Annotated in this window: 15 protein-coding genes and 1 pseudogene; 6 read left to right on the forward strand and 10 right to left on the reverse strand. The window is 35.0% G+C overall.

Annotated elements, in window-relative coordinates:
* Positions 1–52: 52 nt before the first annotated feature.
* The 6 genes from G9371_RS18310 to G9371_RS18335 all read right to left on the reverse strand — a co-directional run bounded on the left by G9371_RS18310 (position 53) and on the right by G9371_RS18335 (position 9,942).
* The gene (locus G9371_RS18310; protein WP_165471293.1) at positions 53–367 is read right to left on the reverse strand and encodes an SUKH-3 domain-containing protein; all 315 of its coding nucleotides are present in this window, start codon (positions 365–367) and stop codon (positions 53–55) included.
* Between the two features lie 72 nt (positions 368–439).
* Positions 440–748, reverse strand: coding sequence for a hypothetical protein (locus tag G9371_RS18315; RefSeq protein ID WP_029424231.1), 309 nt, complete (start codon positions 746–748; stop codon positions 440–442).
* Positions 749–897: 149 nt separating this feature from the next.
* The gene (locus G9371_RS18320; RefSeq protein WP_029424232.1) at positions 898–1,203 is read right to left on the reverse strand and encodes a hypothetical protein; all 306 of its coding nucleotides are present in this window, start codon (positions 1,201–1,203) and stop codon (positions 898–900) included.
* Between the two features lie 226 nt (positions 1,204–1,429).
* On the reverse strand, positions 1,430–1,912 hold the full coding sequence (locus G9371_RS18325; RefSeq protein WP_029424233.1) for a hypothetical protein: 483 nt from the start codon (positions 1,910–1,912) through the stop codon (positions 1,430–1,432).
* Positions 1,909–6,756, reverse strand: a complete 4,848-nt coding sequence (locus G9371_RS18330) for an RHS repeat-associated core domain-containing protein (protein ID WP_029424234.1) — start codon at positions 6,754–6,756, stop codon at positions 1,909–1,911. The genes G9371_RS18325 and G9371_RS18330 overlap by 4 nt, the downstream gene beginning before the upstream one ends.
* 9 nt (positions 6,757–6,765) lie before the next feature.
* Positions 6,766–9,942, reverse strand: a complete 3,177-nt coding sequence (locus G9371_RS18335) for a type VI secretion system Vgr family protein (protein WP_029424235.1) — start codon at positions 9,940–9,942, stop codon at positions 6,766–6,768.
* Between the two features lie 621 nt (positions 9,943–10,563).
* Here G9371_RS18335 and G9371_RS18340 point away from each other — a divergent pair.
* The 3 genes from G9371_RS18340 to G9371_RS18350 all read left to right on the forward strand — a co-directional run bounded on the left by G9371_RS18340 (position 10,564) and on the right by G9371_RS18350 (position 13,212).
* Positions 10,564–11,811, forward strand: a complete 1,248-nt coding sequence (locus G9371_RS18340; protein ID WP_029424236.1) for a serine hydrolase — start codon at positions 10,564–10,566, stop codon at positions 11,809–11,811.
* 163 nt (positions 11,812–11,974) lie between these two features.
* The gene (locus G9371_RS18345; RefSeq protein ID WP_029424237.1) at positions 11,975–12,652 is read left to right on the forward strand and encodes an HAD family hydrolase; all 678 of its coding nucleotides are present in this window, start codon (positions 11,975–11,977) and stop codon (positions 12,650–12,652) included.
* A gap of 131 nt (positions 12,653–12,783) precedes the next feature.
* Positions 12,784–13,212: a GNAT family N-acetyltransferase gene (locus tag G9371_RS18350; protein WP_029424238.1), complete on the forward strand. Its 429-nt coding sequence runs from the start codon at positions 12,784–12,786 to the stop codon at positions 13,210–13,212.
* Between the two features lie 94 nt (positions 13,213–13,306).
* Here the strand turns inward: G9371_RS18350 and G9371_RS18355 are convergent, their stop codons facing one another.
* The 3 genes from G9371_RS18355 to G9371_RS18365 form a co-directional block, all read right to left on the reverse strand.
* Positions 13,307–13,765, reverse strand: a complete 459-nt coding sequence (locus G9371_RS18355) for a hypothetical protein (RefSeq protein WP_001127331.1) — start codon at positions 13,763–13,765, stop codon at positions 13,307–13,309.
* Between the two features lie 253 nt (positions 13,766–14,018).
* On the reverse strand, positions 14,019–14,213 hold the full coding sequence (locus G9371_RS18360) for a hypothetical protein (protein ID WP_001984101.1): 195 nt from the start codon (positions 14,211–14,213) through the stop codon (positions 14,019–14,021).
* 157 nt (positions 14,214–14,370) lie between these two features.
* The gene (locus G9371_RS18365) at positions 14,371–15,321 is read right to left on the reverse strand and encodes a 3-hydroxyacyl-CoA dehydrogenase NAD-binding domain-containing protein (protein WP_000398498.1); all 951 of its coding nucleotides are present in this window, start codon (positions 15,319–15,321) and stop codon (positions 14,371–14,373) included.
* Positions 15,322–15,571: 250 nt separating this feature from the next.
* Between G9371_RS18365 and G9371_RS18370 the strand changes: the two genes are divergently transcribed.
* The 3 genes and pseudogenes from G9371_RS18370 to G9371_RS18380 all read left to right on the forward strand — a co-directional run bounded on the left by G9371_RS18370 (position 15,572) and on the right by G9371_RS18380 (position 18,282).
* Positions 15,572–16,270: a DUF1826 domain-containing protein gene (locus G9371_RS18370; protein ID WP_029424239.1), complete on the forward strand. Its 699-nt coding sequence runs from the start codon at positions 15,572–15,574 to the stop codon at positions 16,268–16,270.
* Between the two features lie 209 nt (positions 16,271–16,479).
* Positions 16,480–17,508, forward strand: coding sequence for a MerR family transcriptional regulator (locus tag G9371_RS18375; protein WP_029424240.1), 1,029 nt, complete (start codon positions 16,480–16,482; stop codon positions 17,506–17,508).
* A gap of 337 nt (positions 17,509–17,845) precedes the next feature.
* A pseudogene (locus tag G9371_RS18380) lies at positions 17,846–18,282 on the forward strand (DUF2147 domain-containing protein).
* A gap of 94 nt (positions 18,283–18,376) precedes the next feature.
* On the opposite strand, the gene G9371_RS18385 reads toward G9371_RS18380, so the two are convergent.
* Entirely contained in the window at positions 18,377–19,681 is a 1,305-nt protein-coding gene (locus G9371_RS18385) for an MFS transporter (protein ID WP_029424241.1), read from the reverse strand.
* Between the last annotated feature and the right edge of the window lie 281 nt (positions 19,682–19,962).

Here is a 19,962-nt window from a genome sequence, read left to right on the forward strand (position 1 = left end):
TAAGGTAGCTTAACTAGAGCAGAGTATCACTTATAAATAAGCTTTTAGTTGTTCAAACATGTGGGACCACCTCTCTTCCTGCCTTTAATGAATACTCCTCAAATATCCAGGCAGGATCTATACCTTCTGTTGCTTTAATAGAATTGAAATACGAAAAATCTTTTTCTTTTCCTCTATATGCCTCATGAGCTATATTTAATCCATTAAAACTTTGGACAAAAACTATAGCAGAATTAAAAATTTTATATTTATCTGCTTTCCATGCTTCTACGGTGTGTTCAATATCTGTTTTTCTTCCTTTATACCAACCGCAATTGATTAAATATTCTTCAATATTGGCATTTAAATCAAAATTGGATTCTTGCATCCACTTCTTTCCTATTAATACTTTGTATATTAAAGAGGGGTTCACCCCCAAAATTAGTAACGTGTTCACTACCTAAATATTATTAGATATAATATTTGATATATTTTCCTTTAAACTTTTTATATCTCCACACTCTTTTTCAATTATAGGTGAGTCCCAATTCATATCTTTTATCAATACAATTTTAAAAAAACCATCTACCTCTAGATCTGGATACCACCCAACATCCAATATTTTATTGTTATTAAAAGAAATTTGTAATAAATCTTCAGACAAGTCAAAAACTGTATCTTCATTTATTTCAAAATTATCATCAATCCAAGAAATGGAGTCATGACTAACAACTCCATCTTTAATATCAATATTCCACCAAATATTCATTTTTCACTATTAAGCCTAATATTTATATAATTAATTAAAGTGTAGCTTTACTTTATATTTTTCCCAAAAAATTATTTTAAAACACTCTATGATATCTAATTAATAACTTAAATTAATCATTAGATATCATAATTAAATTCTTTTTAAGTTTACTTTCTAGCCTCCCAGAAATCTATATTTTCCAGTGCTCTTTCAATATCAGACATATCATCCACACCTAGATCATTATTAAATTTACAAGATAAAACTTTTCTAATATTAGCTAACCTATCACACACATTATTATTGTCTATAAAATTAGTGGTTTCTTTTGCATATTCTTCATAAGAATTAGGCAGAGTTTCAGCATAATAGGACCCAATTTTATGTAATGAAATCAATATAAACTCTATCTCTTGTAAAATGTTTATAACTTCATCACCTGTATATAGCAACTCCTTATTAACTTTCAACACAACCCCCATTAAAAACCAAGCTACATATTTAATAATAGCAGCTATCATCACAATTTTAACTCTTTAGCAACATACATAAATAAAATAATCCTAATACCCAACATATAGAAACTATATATTTCACCACTAGAGTTATAAAAAATATTAAAACTCAGCTCATCATCCTATAAATCAAGACTAAAAACACTTAGCCTTGATTTAAATATTTTAGACAAAATAAATATTATTATTTATTTTTTTCAAAAAAATTATCTACGTTTTTAAATATATCAATCTCACTAATAGACTCCCCTAAACTATGACAAACATCTATCAATATAATATTCAAAAACTCACAAACCTCCACAATATTATAAAAATTAAAATTCCTCATAAAAATCAATTTATTTTTTTTCGAAATCTCATACAACCCTACACCAATTTCATATTCAAATTTCGTATATAAACCCTCTTCAATTTCTGGATAAATAGAAATATCAATTACAAAACTATATGTTAAATTATTAATTATTCTCTCTAACTTCGCATAAAAGATATTTTTATACAAAAAAATTTCTGACATCTTAAATTTATCTTCATCATTTAATTGATTTAACCAATTACAGCTAACCTGATAAAGATAGTTTTTAGAAATGTACCAATTTGAAGGAACCTTTAGAGGTAATAAAAGTTCTTTATCTAAAAAGTATTCCAAATTATCTATACTCATTTTACAGCCTTTTTCATATAAGATTCATAACGTTGTTTCGATATAGGATGTCCATGAAACTCATTTGTTGATGAGACTTCAATTCTCATATATTGAGTTTCCTTTCCTTCATTAAAACCAATATTTCTTCCAGCATCATAAATATAATAATGTGAACCTTTATTATCACCTAAATCGACTTTATAGCCTTTATTCAGACCTTCTTTTTCTAGTCTATTTCTAAAGGCAGTAACTTGTGCCACATTAGATTCACACTTACTCATATCCCAATATTGTGCTTCTTTTTTAGAAATATTTTGTGCCTGAGTTTTACATTTAGCCATCGTATGTTTAATATAAGGGGCTGAACTTGAAGTCTGCCTTCTTGCTCTTTCCTCTTTAATTTTTCCGACAGATTTAAAATTCAACCCCGTTGGATCAACCCAACTAATAGGGTTAGGACCGTATTGATAATGATTATAGCCACCTAACAATCCAATCGGGTCTTTACTAATAAACCGCCCTATATACGGCGAATAATAACGATAACGGTTGTAATGAAGCCCAGTTTCGCCATCAAAATACTGACCTTGGAAACGAATATTATTACTAATAATTTCTGAATTTTCAAAGAAATCTGATTTAGCCTGTTCTACCTTACACTCACCCCAAGCTTTGTATTGAGCTTTCCAGACAATGGCGCCTGTCTTGTTACTCATTTCTTGCGGTGTGCCTAAATGATCACAGTGATAGAACCATACATCATCAAAACCTTGGCTTTGTTTTACCGTATTCCACAATGGGTCTTTATAAATAATATATGTTTTTTCTGTCCAGTCTTGGGTTTGATGTAGTTCAATTGAGTGATGATACGCCGCCTGCAACAAAGGCACGAAACTATCTTTTTCGTAGAAATAGTGTTTTGTTAAATCAGCACTAGATTCATACGCTAAAGTATCACCATCCCAACCATAAATAATGTTCTGCTCTTGCCCTGTATGGTGATGCTTGCTTCTTTTTTGAATACGTCGACCTAAAGCATCGTAACGATAATCCGCCGTATATTGATTGTTTCTACTACGAACAAGACGTCCCAATACATCCCACTCAAGATTTAAATCACCTTGTGATGACTTTTGTCGAATCAACTGTCCAAAAGCATCATATTGATATTGTTGGTCAAGATATTCCTGCACGATGTTATTAACTAAGCGGTTATAACCAAGACCTTTTTCAGTGGCAGTGTGCTGTGAGGATTGCTCTTTGGTACTGTTATATCGATCTAAAATATTACTTGCTGGGTCAAAATTAAAAGTCTCTTTCCCAAGTTTACTAGTTGCTTCCAATAAACGCCCAACAGGATCATATTTATAATGTATAGCCCCACGACGAGTATCCTTAATGAGCGTTAACTCACCTGTTTTATCGTAGTGATATAATCGTTCAATCAATTGATTGGTATGCTGGATGGCATTATTTTGAGTTTGGGCCTGATAGCCTTTGTCATGCCCATTCAACATTAATTGCTGAGTTAAGCGCCCGACTTCATCATAACGTTGTTGTTGGCTAAGACCATTTGCATAGTGGCGTAATGTCTCTCTATGTAAATCGTCACGTTCAAAACTAACAATATCTTCACCATTTAATGCCATGCCATAGACATGTCCACTTCCATAAGACAGCCAATCTATTTTCTGTCCGTCTGGTCGGATGGTTGTAGTTCGATTATTTAATTCATCATAGACATGTTTCCACACAGCAGTTTTCTGTGTCACAACATCTTGATGATGCTCTTTAATTAAATTACCTGCTGCATCATAAAACCACTGCAAGTTAGTTTCGGCATTTTTAGCCTGAACTAGATTACCTAGGCCATCATAAGAAAATTCTTCTGTTTGCTTTTCTTCAAGCTCTTGCCCTTGATAACCATACCCTGCTGTACGTTGTTCTAAACGTCCCATACTGTCAAAAATAAATTGCTGAATACGGTCTTTAGGTGCAGCACGATCTTTGAAATCTTGACCATAAGTAGAAGCAACTTCAATACTCGTGGTTAAACGACCATTATATTCATCGTATGCATAAACAGTTTCTTTGCCATCAAAATCAATTTCTTTTACTAATCGACCCGCCGCATCATAGACAAACTCGTAACTTGCGCCATTTTCATTAGTTAAACGTTTTAAGCGACTTAGACGGTCCCATTGATATTTTAAGGTTTGATTTAATGGGTCAATACGCTTAGTAATTAAACCAGCCGCATCATATTCATAACGTGTCTGCTGACCTTTTGGGTCAATATGAACTAATAAACGACCTTCTGCATCATGAATGAAATGCTCTTCAGCGCCATCAGCGTGTTTAATTTTTTCAAGCTGACCAAAAGCATTCAACGGTAACCCTTTTGCTATAGGCTGTCTTAGTTCAGTAGTTAATTCCGTATAGAAATATTCAACTTTTTGCTTTAAAGCATTTTCAATAAATTTGACGCGCCCGCGGTCATCATAGTGCCACTTGGTCTCTTTACCTGAACAATCTGTATAACTGATTAAATTCCCTTGATCATCATATTTAAGTGTCTTCTTACCTCCTTTCGCATCAGTAATGGAAGTTACCAACCCCATTGCATTATAGGCATAGACTGTTTCGCGCTTCAGCGGATCAATTTCTTTAATTATATTTCCTGAAGCATCGTATTCTTTAAACCAACGCCCCTGTTCAGCGTCAACAAAACCGATCAGATTATCTTTTTCATCGTATTCATAATAGAAAGTCGAACCATCGGCCTGAACCATACTTAAGACATTGCCACGTTCATCATAGGTATATGATGTTTCTGTTCCATCTGTGGCAATATGCGATGTTATATTTTTTGCTTGATCTCTAAAGAACCATTCTTGCAAATTATCTGGATAAATAATTCGATAGGTATAACCAGTAATACCATAATAATATTCAGTCACGTTACCATCGATATCCATGACTGAAGTTACGCGAACATTTTCATCCCAATCTAATTTAGTAGCGGAACTATAATCATCAGCCCATTCCTCAATCGCTTTTGAACTAGGTAAAACTCCATCCCACTTTAGGTTCATCCCACGATGAGTAAGATCGGTATAACGAGTTAATAAATGAGCTTGGTATTGATATTCATAAGAAGCAGCAAACTCATTAGTTGCCTTAATTAAATCATCTTGTTCGTTATATTGATATGCTGATAGTTGTCTAATTAGTTGACCCTCTTCAACCAACCAAACTGCAACAACTTTCTGCGCATCATTAATCTGTAATGCTACATGTGCCAATATTTGTTGTTGCTGTTTAAATATAATATCTGATAAATAGCTATCACTATTTTCTAATTCATGATCATAACGTAGCCCAATACTAAATCCATTTTGGCGTTCTATGGAGGCTAAACGAAACTCATTCTTATATTTTTGATAGAAGCGAGTTTCTGAAACACCATATGAAATTGCTCTAATTTCAGGTGAGATAACTGTATAAGTGAAAGTCTCTACTTCATCATAATAACTCTGCCCAACTTTCAGCTCTGGTAAGCGAACTGGACGGCCATCACTGCCAATATACTCCCAACCGTCTTGCTCAATTGGCTCTTTTGGATGATGCACATTGTAACTTGAGCAACGAACTATTTTAGTTGTGAAAGGTGTAATCCATCGCGCCCCGAAAATAGATTGATCATACTGATATAAGTTTGATACATATGTTCTAGAAAATTGCTCTATCAATAATGGATGAATTTGTGCATCGGTATGATTTAAAAATTCAGTACCCAACGCGAATGTAATAGAGTGTGTCGTTCCACCTTTACAATTTTTACAGGCATTCGCATTATGAGTCGCTGCATGCTCATCATTAGATTTTTCTAATTTATTATTTTTCTTGTCATGCTTAACTTGTGTTGTTTGAGTTGGCTTAACTTGTGCTGATTTCTTTTTCCTAAATTTAGATGCACTCATTCTCAATACATCAAATAGCCATCCTATTGTTTGTGGCTGTGCTGTATTACCCAAACCTTTAATTTTAGTATTGGCAGTGATACCAATTTTATTAATCGTTGCACCTACATTTAATATCGGCTGCTTTAGATGTGCTGGTACTAAGGAACTAGCAACTTTAGCATTGGAGTTTGCTCCAGTTTTTATAAGAGCTTTTCCCCAGTTTTCGGTCATATAAACTAGATTTTTTCCAGCTCTTGTTAAGTCACCACTTTTTATTCCTTTAATAACGCCAGCTGCTTGCTGTTGAGCGCGGCTCGCATTTGACCCAGCGTTTGTAAATATTTGACCCTTAGTTACAACTCGAACAATTCCACCATTAATTTGTGTTGTGGCATTTTGGACCGTTGCACCACAAGTAGCTAAAATTGAATTTAGTTTGTTTAACCCTGTTTTGCAGAATTTTTCTATATCCCCTGCAACTTGGTCATTTAAATGATTAGAGATCACAACAATAACTGCTTCACCTAAAGCAGCTTTACCCACACGTTTAACTTCTTGACGAACTAAAAATAAAGCTGGACGAGCAGAAGTACGAATTGCTGTTGTTCCAGGAATAGGTGCAACCCCAATAAGGTCAATACCCATTGTGGTCCAATCCATAATATCGGCATTTTGAAAACCTTTATCATAGATATAGCAAATGTCAGAAACCACATCGATGGCAGCCATCACATTTCCAATAATTGGAACTGTTCCCATTACACTTGCCACTAAGTCTAATGTCACAATTTGATGCGTATGGCTCTTTAACCAACTATCTATTTTTTGTTTTGAATGGCTAACATCTTTAATCGCAACTTCTGTTAACGGCTTAACAACTTCTGTTTTTCCAGACATTTTCTTTCTCTATGAATTCTTTTTAAAAGGGCTTTGCAAATATTGATGAAGCGTATTATTGACCAAACTATTGCCATCAATAGAGCCTGATTTATTGAAATCATTCATTTTTTGAATAGATGTAAGTTCAATGCTGTTCCCTATTTTTTGACCTGCTTCTGAAATTGGTAAAAAGCTCTTCACTTGATCAGTTACTAATCCCTGCGCCTGAGTTTTTAACATTGGCATTAAAGCCTTTGCTCCTTCAGATTTTATGCTTTGTGCAGTTTGAATATTTTTCATAATATTCGTAGGATTGGTTAATTGTTTAGATAATTCACCAAGTTTGGACTGGGCTGTTTTACTCATTTGTGCAATTAATGAATCTGATTGCTCACTATCCGCATCATTCTTATTTGGCCACTCAACTGGACGTTTAAAGTCACTTGCAGTATCCCAAGGATCACGGTGATCTGATTCGAAGAAGACTTTTACTGCACCTGTTGCTAAGCCAGAAACTTTTGCAAATCCCTTATCATCCAGCTTGCCAGTAACCTCTTTTCCGAAGTTATCGACAACCCTATAACTTCCACCTTTTACAAACTCACCATGTGCATATTCATGAAATAACTCAAGTACACCTTGTACACGTTTTGGTGGCGGTGGCAAACTAGATTGAACACTTGCCGATGCGCCGCCTTGGAACACATGCTGTCCGGCATTGACTTGGAATTTCCCGCCAGTTTTTGGAAAGATTCCTGAACCATTTAAGGTAATTTGTGAACTTGCACCAGTAATTACAATTTCTTTAGGACTACTAATTTCAATGCAGTCTTCTGTCGAAGAAATGGTGATACCTTTATTAGCAAGCACATCTAAAGCATCTGACTGGGCTTGTATTTCTACCTTGCCTTGTGCAGCAACAGCTTTTAGTCCACTCTGAGCAGCAAAAAGGCTGAGCCTATTTTGGGCATGGGCAATCACATTCTTTTGAGTACTTATATTAATGCTGTCTCCAGCAATCTGATTAATTTGTGCATCAGCCGAGATGTGAATATCTTCTGAACTACTTAGAGCTATACCATCCGGTGAACTCAAAAGAAGTAAAGCTTTTTCAAATTTAGCGATTTGCTGCTGAATTTGTGAGGCAAAATCTTTTAACTGTTCAATCGATTCTATTTCATCGGTTTTCTGGTTTTTAGCAATGTCACTCAGTGCTTTACTGTTAGTTTGACTACCCTCAAGTTGCTTTTTCGCAACTTCGGCATCGAGGTGATCTCCTTTAGCGTTATCCTGTTTATGGGTGGATACCAATAAGCCTTGCCCAGCGCGCAAAGCTCCCCATTGGTCCGTGCGCAGTTCAAAACCTTCTCCGCGGTCTTCACTTTCCGCTTTATCTTTAGGATGGCTCAATTTCCCCAGATTTAACTGGCTTGCACCATGACTGCTTTGTAGCTGGGTACTAATTTGTCCCGGTGTATCATCAAATCTGAGTTGCCCAAACCCACCACCTGACACTTCTTTAGAACGGATACCACTGAGCTTTTTAGTATCAGGAAGCTTACCTTTGTTATCAAATTTGGTTGGATGGCGCTGGGCCTCATGAATTCGGCCCATCACAAATGGTCGGTCGATATCGCCATTAAAGAAGTCAATAACGACGATCTCACCGATACGCGGTAAAAACCGCGCACCATAACCTTCTCCAGCCCACGGCGTTAGAACGTCAATCCAAGCTGAATCGGTGTCATTGTTGTTGGTTCCTGCTCCACCATCATGGCTATGGTCATCACTACGCGTAAATAGGAAGCGGACTTTAATACGCCCCCACTCATCTACATAGATTTCTTCGCCTTCAGGACCCACCACTTTTGCGCGTTGTGGATGAGTGACTGGACTATGAATTTGCGGGTTATAAGCTGGTGTTGTTGGAATATGACGACGTTGTAAAATCAGTTGATTCGCTTGGCGTTCATCACTGTTCTCAGGGTTTTGTATTGCCCAGTTACTTTGCGCCAATAAACCATTAATTTGGTCATTTAAATCTTTAGGTAAGTTGTTCTGATTGAAAAAACTTTTAGAGATAATCAAAAAGCTTCTATCTGTGCTTTCATGCTGATCTATTTCTGGATGTTCATTTAATTCGAAATAGTAGCCCACATAGGCATCGCGGACTGTCGTTTGCGCAATAAACCGCTTAGCCTGTGCCTCGTAGTAATTGTGGAGGTTCTGGTTTAATCGTTCAACTTGTTGATTTCCAGATTTAGTAACCCCATCCTCACCCTTTAAGTCACCAATCCATGCAGGCGCATAGTTCCAAGCTTGCTCCAAGCCAAGTGTAGCATTGTCATATTGTTCGCTATGCTGATGCTTACTTTGAACACTTCCAATCCCTTCTTCTTGATCTAATATTTCTGCTTGCCAACGTTGTATATGCATAACATTGGGTTGAAGGGAGCGCTCAGCAGTTAAGCGAGTCATACTGTCATATTGTTCGACCGCACTACTACGGTGGTAACGAATCGTTTTACGGTCTAAAGGCTGATATTGACTATTGGCATCAATTAACCTGAGTTTCTGAGCTTGAATAGGTGTATCGGTACTTGGAACAATATGCTGAGCTTCATCAATGAGCCAACTGATATTTTCACTACGAAGTAAGCGTGTAAGGAAATTCCAGTCACTTTCGTTATGTTGCATCACAAAAGGACGCACTTCATAAGTTTGTGTTAGACCGCTTAAATCTAAACTTAAACTTGCAGCAAATAGCGGATTTTTAGTTTGCCATTCTTTAAATAATATTTCCCATATCTCAACCACGCTTTTATTCATAAATACACGTGAATTACGGCGATATTTCCATAATGCGGTTGGATCTTCTAAGGTCAGCTTATATAAAGTTAGACTTCCATCTGATTGGCCCTGTTGAGCATGAGTAATAATGCCTGTAACGCGAGTTAATTCACCTCGCTCCGTCACAATATCTACAGCAGCCTGAACACCAATAAAAGATTTAAGTTGAATCGTTGCATTTGTCGATAGGCATAAAAGTTCTGCTTTTAAACCATCATTGAGTGCATGTACACCATCAATTCTTTGCAGAAATACTTGGGCATTCAATATCGGAGACGTAAATTGAACATGAATAGCACGTTTCTGCGGGCTAATACCCAAACTATCTAAAACTTGATGAATACTGTTCAACATCTTTATAGGACTAAATTATATTTTGCAGTATTTTATAAAATACATACAAATCTGTCTATTTCATTAGCAGTGAATTTTAAGTGTAAGAGACACTTCTTATCAGTGCATAAACAATATTTTCGAAACTTAAATATAATAAAAATAATGTTTAATTTTATATATTAAGCTTAATTTTTAGCTTATATTTTTTTAAAAATAAGATAAAGAATCTATTACTTAACAAGATAGAGGTAACAAAAAACAATACTTTTCAATCTTTTTGTTTTTTATATTCTTTTTCAAAATTAATTAAAAAATTTCTTATATCTATAAATCTAGGTAGAAAAAGTCTTTTATTGAATGTTTGGTTTAAAATATTTATACATTTCAAAAGACTAATTAATTTAATTTTAGGAAAAGAGTCATCAATGTTGAGTGTTCTAAGCTGTCTGTAAACTTTATTGACAGCCATGTTTTTATAGTTAATTACGGTTTGATAGGCGTGTGAATAGGTATTTTTAGTCTCGTAAATAGCTTTAGATAATAGATAGTTGAGTCCTGTTAAATTAGTATGTAAATAATAAGTACTTTAAAACTATTTCATAAAAACTGTAGATGAATCTGAATATAAGAGGACATTTAATGAAGAACTTTCTCACCAAGAAAATGTACGCAACTAGAGCTTTATTTTTTGCTGTAGGTGTTACGGCTTTGAATGTTTCCCCTATTGTTATTTCTACTACTCATGCAGCGACAGAACAAAAAATGGATAATTTATCGACTACACTTTCATTAATTTTTGCAGATAAACCCATAGAAGCTTCTTTATTTAGCCCTCAATTTTTAGGACAAGTTCCCATCACACAAATTCAAAAAATCGTTGATGATTTAAAAGTCTCTTTAGGTGCTCTTAAAAATATTAATGTTTCAAATGGCTCTGGGACTATTGATTTCGAAAAGGGAGAATTACCCATTTCAATTAGCTTAAATGAGCAAGAACAAATTAGTACTCTTTGGTTTAGTGCGCCTCATTTTAAGACAATAAGCCTAGACGAAATGGTTAAAGGTCTACATGAAAATGCGATCGGTAAAACTTCTCTTTTAGTTATTGTAGATAACAAGCCTGTGGTTGTAGAAAATGATAAAATCCCTATGGCTGTCGGTTCGACTTTTAAGTTACTGGTTTTAAAAGCTTATGAAGATGCAATAAAAAAAGGCGAATTAAAAAGAGAAGCTATTGTTTCTTTAAAAGAAAAGAATCGCTCATTGCCAACTGGAGTTTTACAAAACTTGCCTGCTGGTACGCCTGTAAATCTCGAACTTCTTGCGCAGTTAATGATACAAATTAGCGATAATACAGCAACCGATAGCTTGATAGAGGTATTAAAGAAACCTCGTATAGAAGCGTTGTCACCTAGAAATTCTCCTCTGCTGACGACACGAGAGCTATTTCAACTGATTGATTCAAGTAATGAAAAGCTCAGAAATAAGTTTAAAACAGGAACAAAGTCGGCTCGTCTAGAAGCACTCGCTGAGCTAGACAAACTACCGCTACCAAGTGTGAGTAGCATTGGAAAATCGGCTACTTGGCAAGATGCTGAATGGTATATGTCAGCCAATGAGATTTGTCCTCTTCTTGAAAGTGTTCAAGATGCTCCTGCTCTGAATAGTTCCTTAAATCCACTTTTTAAAAATTTAAATTGGCAAAAGATCGGTTTCAAAGGTGGTTCCGAATATGGCGTCATCAACTTCTCCGTGATTGGAAAAACTCAAAAAGGCCATAAAGTGTGTGCCGTATTTACCGCAAATGGAAATGAGCCACAACCCGAATCAAAACTAGCAATATTATTTACAGGCATACTTCAAGCTGTTGATTCTATGAAACATTAAGAGTAAAAGCCCATCATGATTAGAAGTTTTTTTAGCACCTCCTTATGATGGGCTATTTTGATTTAGAGTTATTCAAAGAATAATCGTAAAAGTATTTTAATTAAACTGAACAATAGATAGAAATTCGCTATAAATATTAATCTATTTATAAAAGATGCTAAAAATGAAAAAAGTTCTCTTGTTTGACCTAGATCAAACTATTCTTAACCGAAATGAATCACTTTTAAAATTTCTTAACTGGCAAGTAAGCTACTTAAACTTGGTACCCCATGAGCTAAAAAAATCTTTTATTAACCGATTCATAGAGCTAGACAATAACGGAAGCGTTTGGAAAGATATTGTTTACAGTCAATTAATTAAAGATTTTAATATCAAAAAATATGATACATCTGAATTGCTGCAATCTTACATTAATGATTTTAATAAATTCTCTACAGCATTTGAAAATGCTCCAAAAACTATTCAAAATCTTCATGCTCAAGGGTACACATTAGGCTTAGTATCCAATGGAAAAACACCTTTTCAGGAGAAAAATTTTTATGCTTTAGAATTAACGGACTATTTTTCGATTATCGTGATTTCTGAAGCTATAGGTTTAAGAAAACCAGATCCTGAAATCTATTTATACACTTGCAATCAACTAGATTGTAAGCCATCAGATTGTATTTTTATTGGAGACAATCCCAAAACAGATATAGAAGGTGCCAAAAAAATTGGTATGAAAACAATATATTTTCATCCAACTCTTACCCTTCATCCTTCTCTTTCAGATGCAAGTATTCATCATTACGATGAACTCGAAGAAACGGTTAGAAGGTTAATTAATCCGCCTCATTTTTAATCTAATACGCACTATATGAAAAAGGCTAATTTAAATAATTAGCTAAATTATTTATCTTGTTTTATATCGTATGAATATTTTTGAAAAAACGAAGTCTTGAATATTATAGATAATACTTGCAGGAAAAAATGATGGAAATTTCATTAAGATTCGCGACCCCTGCCGATCTCAAAGTTATAAACGAACGCTATGCCGAGATTGATTTCGTACCATCACATGATGATGAACTTATTGTACTAGCTTCTATTGATGAGAAAATTGTTGGTCAAGGTAGAGTTGTGGGTATTGATGCTAACAGTGGCGAGCTTGGCGGAATTTATGTTTTTCCGGGCAATGAAGGATTAGGAATCGCCCGTAAGGTAGTTGATTTCTTAATTAAAAATTCAGATTTTTCTATGCTTTACTGTTTACCCTTTGCCGAGTTAGAAGGCTTTTATGGCTCTATGGGTTTTGCTGCTGTGAAAGACATGGCTCAGGTTCCAGAAGCTGTGCTAAAAAAACATGAGTGGTGTAACAGTAATTACGACAAACCGGTTTTGCTTTTAGAAAGAAATAAATAAAAGAATATCTATAAAAAAACCGCCCCAGAAGGCGGTGGCTGAATTTAAACCAGCAATATATAGAAATATGGTGGACGAATACTTCTATATTCTTTTACGAAGGAGTTTTATTGGTTTTCATAAAATCTTCCGATTTAAAATATTTAATAATCATATCTGCATGCTCTTCTTTAGGAGGAGCAACAGTCACAGGAAATGATTCTTTAGAAATTTTAAATCCGTGCGGAATTAATTGTGAAATTGGTGGAAATTTAGGTTTTCCGCCATCGGTAATTCGCTCGATAAAACTTGCTAACCAGAGCAAATACTCTCCTTCGTTTTCAAACTTCGGCATTACACTTAGATCAACTTTGACTTTACATTCACTAAGAGGCTTCGTGAGCTGCTCGTCAAAATCAATATAATTGAACTTAAGTTTAAACTCAGTCCCTTTAATGGCCTTACGTATCTGACTGATTAAACAATTCAGATTTTGTGTAAGGTCATTGGTGAATAAGTCGTCTTTTTTAATATTCTTATAAACCTTTTCAGCCACGGCTAAATACTTTGGCATTTTTACCCTCCTCAATCTCAATTGTTATAAAGTTTTGATCTTAAAATGTTTTATGGTTCTGATTATGATTAAACAAATGTAAAGGAGTGAAACAATATTATACTCAAACGTAAGTAGTTAAAGCTTTATGTAAAGACTATTGAACAATCACCTAAAAAAATTATGGTTTTGATAACTCATCCGCAATTTTTTTTAAAAATATTATTATCTTTTGAAATATTTATTTTCAATTAAAATTTACCATTTGGTAAAATTAATAGGGTCTCATTTGCTGATCTCGTCTTACGAGTCCTAAAACTGATCTACGAACTCTTATTTCATCTTCAGAAAATGGTAAATGCTCTTTTAGCTCATCTATAGAAAGTGAATTATTTTCTATTAAAAAACAGTCTTGTTCGGTCGTCCAACGTGAAGCTATTGATTCAGTTTGTTTCCAGTAACGTTTCATATGCCCTAGTAAATTAATCAGTCTAAAAGCTTACGATGAGTGCAAGCTTTTTATAGATTTTGTGCAAAAAGAAGAATAGGAATAGTACCGAAATACTCAAAAATAAAAAAGCCAAACACCTCAATAAAACGCTGTTTGGCCTTTCATAAAAACTGGCTTAATCCAACTCTAATTGTTGTCTCAACTTTAAAATATCGACTAGTCCTTTATCCCTTTTTTGAGATAAATCGATATCTTTATAATGTGTTAAAAGCTCTTTAGTTTGTTCTTCTAGCAACTCAGTAGTTTCTTCAGAGTGCTGAAAATTTTGCATATCATTCCACCATTCGGTCATAGGTGGTCCTAAATGGTGAATTGCCTCTTTAAACCCCTTCTGATTGGCAAGTTCCATATTTATATAGGGGCCAAATAAAGCCCATCTCAGCCCAGGCCCACTGGTGATTGCGATATCAACATCTTCTGCCGAACACACCCCTTCTTTAACCAGTGAAAACGCCTCTCGCCACAAAGCAGCTTGTAAACGATTTGCTACATGCCCTTTAACTTCTTTATTTAAAACAATCGGATGCTTACCCAAACTTTGATAAAACTCGGAAGCTTTCTTTAAAATTTGCGGATCTGTTAATTTTCCACCCACAATTTCAACCAAAGGTAATAGATGAGGTGGGTTAAATGGATGACCTAAAAAAATACGCTCGGGATGAGTTGCATCTTTTTGAAAGTCAGAAACTTTTAGACCTGAAGAGCTTGAAGCAATTAGTGTTTTTTCAGGGCAATATGAAGTGATTTCTTGATATAAATTTTGCTTTAAATCTAACCGTTCCGGTGCATTTTCTTGAATAAAATCAGTATCAATCACCGCATCTTTTAAGTTGTTGTAAAGCTCTAAATTTAGGAAAATATCTTGTAAATGATGACTTGAATCTGTTTGCTGATCTAAAGCGAGTAAATCACTAAGATTTGCCTGTATTCTCTTTTTAAATAATTCTTCGTCTATTGGATAAGGGTCATACACCTTTACCTTAAAGCCTTTATATAAAAATAATGCTGTCCAGCTTGCACCAATGATACCGACACCAACCACACCGATTGTTTTAATTCCTTCCATATTTTCCTCGTGACCTTATTACTTCAAAACTTTTCTTATTCCTTGCATGACTATAAAAATAGTCGACTTCTTACCTTTTCTCAGTTATTCAAAGCCAATTTATAATAAGCACGCCTAACCAAAACTTCATACCATTATTGTACTTTTCTTGCATTACCTTCATTTTTTAAGCAAATTTTGGCTACTGCTTGCAGCCCTATAAGCACTAAGGGTGTATGATTGGCAAGATTTTGAGCCATTTAACTTTAATATGACAAATACATTTTCTGACCACAAGCAAGTTGAAGTGGTATCTACTTTTGCTGAACTTGTGAATACACATTTTCAGGGAAATAAGAATGCTATTTGTTGGTACAGAAATTTGGTGGGCGACTTTAAAGAAATTGTGGCTAAACTTGAGTTAAAAGAAAATATTACCGAAATTTCTACTGAAGACCTGTTAGCACTTGAGCTTTCAGAACAAGGTGATTTGGCTCGAGATATTATTTTAAAAGACATGCAGCTCTTAACTGATATGGGTGCATCACCTGTACTTAATTTACTTAAGCATTATGAACGTGATGAAGAGCTCAATTTTATTTCAACAGATGTCTATTCATTTCATGTTGATCGTTCCCCTATTGAAACCGACACATTCTTATGTACTTATCACGGTGCGGCTAGTGAGATTGTGCCCAATGATCAGGTTGAACAAAAAGTTTTAATTCCTGAAATTAGAGAAAAGCTCAAAGCTTTACATGACGGCCCAGAAGCCGAATTTGAAAGCTTTTTAGCAGAGTATTTTTTTGATTTACATTATCAGCCTAAAGCCCATGCCCAACCTATAAATTTGGGTACAGGACACTTATGGCGCTTAGCAGTAGATCATCCAACTCAAAAGGTTTTACCGTGTGTTCATCGGGCACCTGTTGAAAAAGATGGTGAATATCGGCTTCTACTGATTTGTTAGATATTTCAATATCTTATATAGAACCAGTCAAAAACCAAAAATTACTTTTAGAATCGTGAAGAATTTCTGGTCGTTAAACCACAGTAAAAAGATAAATCTGAACATTTATCAAAAATAAAATAATAAAAAATTATGATTTAAAGTAGTTGACCCTCACGTAACGTAAGCCCCTAGCATAAAACACGCCTAAGGAAGAAGGAGCTAAAAAGATGCTGTTAAAAGTTGGTGAATTGGCTAAGCAAACAGGACTTACTGTCCGTGCTCTTCATCACTATGACGATATCGGTTTACTTCAGCCTTCGGCCCGTTCCGATGCTGGTTATCGACTATATACCCCTAAAGACATTACTCGTTTGCATCAAATTCAAGCATTACGAGGGCTGGGTATGTCGCTAGCCGAAATCTATACGGTTCTTGAAGATCCCAATCTAGCACTTTTACCGATTATTGATCGGCAGATTCAAGCAATTGATCAAAGACTGGCAGAGCAGAAAAAATTGCGAAATCAGCTAGGACAATTGAAATCTCAGCTCATCAATGGTGAAGAACTTGATTTGGAGGATTGGCTAAATATGCTGGAGCTTATAGCAATGTACGAGAAATACTTTACGCAAGAAGAACTTGAAAAGCTTACATTTTTACAATCAGGTACTAAAAGCCACCAAGAATGGCAAGAGTTAACTCAAGCTGTAAATACGGTATTTAATTCTGGCGAATCATCTAGCAGTGAAACCGCTCAAAAGCTCGCCCATAAGTGGATGAAAACACTTGAGCAGAATACGCGCACAAATCCAGAATGGCTTGTTAAATTAAATAACATCAATTCAGCCGAACCTGAATTCCAGGAAAAATTAGGAGTAATGCCAGAAGTTGTTGAGTTTTTACTTAAGGCCTTTTCAGAGAGTAAGCTGAGTATTTTTGCTCGTTATTTATCTGATAATGAGTTTGCTTTTTTAAAGGAAAATTATGTTCGCGAAATGAAAAAATGGCCTCAACTATTAGTCGATATTGAGAAATTGATTGACGCTGAGGTTAAACCGAATAGTGAAGGAGCAAAACGTTTGGCACAGCAATGGCTCTCTATGCTACAAGGTTATACTGGCGAAAATCCAAGCACTCAAGAAAAGATCCGTTCAGCAATGCAAAATGAACCAAACCTTGCTGACGGTACTTGGCTCAAACTGGTTACCCTACACTTTCTAGAAAAAGCAGTAGCAGCATTCAAGCATAGTGCTTAGTTCTATCTATCAATTTAAATGGCTCTTTTTCAGGAAGAGCCATTTACCCGTAAATATGATTAAAGTAAAGAAACAGTTTCAGGATTTTTAGTCATAAAATTTAATATTGCAGACTGTGATTTAATACTAACTAAATGACTTCGAAATTCATTTTATAATTCTGTCCATTCTCGCAATTGCATAAGTAATGTATTCAAAATAATATTCAGACAAATAGATTATAACTTTACATATTGTTTAGCTTATAGATCAATACTAAGAAGACTGTGAAGTTAAATTTAAAATGAATCATTTTGGCAGTTAAAGCCATCCATATTTAATTAGAGAAACATTTGATATGAAAAAATATTTATTCTTACTTTTACTGAGTTTTTACTCAATTCATTCATTTGCTTCGGACAAACTACATGGCAGTGTTTGGAAAACTATTGATGATGCCACCAATCAACCGAGAGCGCTGGTAAGATTTAGCCAAGACAAAAATGGAGTTCTATCCGCAAATATTGAAAAAATCCTTGTTCCAAGCGAAGCCAATAAATGTACGATGTGTGAAGGGACTTATAAAAATAAATCTTTAATTGGTTTAACCATTGTCAAAAATTTAAAAACGTAGGTCAAAATAAATATGACAAAGGATCTATTCTCGATCCTCAGTCAGACAAGACTTATCGCTTTAGTGTAACCGTATCACCAGATGGGGAAAAACTTACCGCTCGTGGCTACATTGGTATTTCTGCAATTGGCCGAAACCAAACATGGTATCGAGTTAAATAATCCATGAGTAGCTTGTGACCAACTCTCTGAAGCTACTCACCGATCATAATTACGGTCTATATATGCACTATGTAAATTCTATATTTAGACCGTATTATGACCGATACTTGGCCTGAATCATCAGCATGATAATGACGAATAGCGAAGGTATGGCAGCAATCACAAATAAATGGGTAATGACCAGAAATTGAGAGAGATAACCGCCAAATAACGGCCCAATGACAGAACCCAAACGAGCGATTCCAATACTCCAGCCCACCCCTGTAGTACGAAGTGAAACTGGGTAATAACTGGCCGACAAAGCATTAATGGCAGGTTGCCCACCAACAATGGCAAAGCCAGCAATAAAAATGATAATAAACAATAAAACGATATGACTAACAGAATAGCCAATTAAAGCAACACTAATCACTGCAACCAGAAAAACAGGAATTAATACTTTATAAAATCCTGTCTTATCAATTTTAAAGCCCATCACCACACTACCAATCGTACCGCCTAATTGTAGAGTGGAGCCGATCAACAATGCCTGATTTAATGAAAGCCCGGACTCTTTGGCCAAAGTCGGTAGCCAATTTGCCAGAAAATATAAACTGATCATATTTAAAATACTGATGATCCAGATGGAATAGGTAAAAAACGCACGCTGATTTTTAAATAACTCAAGCGGTGACTTTTTAACCTGAACCTCAGTATTATTGATGATTTTTATCTCTGCATTGAATGTTAATGCTGGATAAAACTTCTTCAACCAAAACAAAATTTTGGAGCTATTTTTGCTATTTTCACTTAAAAAATATAAAGATTCTGGCAACTTAAAGAATGTGATAAAGAAAATAATTAAAGGGATAATACCGCCAAAATAAAAAATCGCCTGCCATCCTCCCCAAGGAACTAGTAAGGCTGATATTCCGCCCCCCAACATTGCCCCTACCGTATAGCCACAAGAAATGACCATCATGGTAAAAATACGAGATTTATATGGAACAATTTCGGAGCTATAAGCCATCACATTTGGCATGATACCGCCTAAAAAAATTCCTGTAACAAAACGGATTACGGTCAATTGCTCAATATTGCCTACATGTGGTGTCAACAGCATTAATATGGAGAATATAAAGGTCGAGATCAGTAGTATCGGACGGCGACCAAAACGATCAGAAAGTGAACTTAATAAAAATGATCCAACAAACAAACCAAACAAACTTGCACTAAACACAACTCCCAACATCGATTTTTGAACACCCCATTCTTCTATAATCAGTGGGGCTGCGTAAGCCATGGACTGAATGTCATACCCATCCATAATCATTAGTAATAAGCAGGTGGCCAAAATAAACTTTTGATAAGGTCCAACTTTCTGCTGATTGATCAAATCACTTAATACAATTTCTTTCATGGTATTCCTTTCTCCATGACTCGCTTTAAATTAATTCCATTTTAATTATGATATACGTAATCTATTTACGATTAGCGTAAAAATAAAATAGCAATATTATCGCCACAAAGTCAAAAATATTAATTTTTATAATATAAACAGTAGGTTATATCGAATTATTTGATCTAACCTGAGTAATGAGCTCACATCATTGCAGGGTGTATAAGAGGTGGTCCCACATGTTTGAACAACTAAAAGCTTATTTATAAGTGATACTCTGCTCTAGTTAAGCTACCTTATTT

Source organism: Acinetobacter sp. EKM10A, assembly GCF_011075215.1.
In the GTDB taxonomy this organism is placed as follows: domain Bacteria; phylum Pseudomonadota; class Gammaproteobacteria; order Pseudomonadales; family Moraxellaceae; genus Acinetobacter; species Acinetobacter baumannii.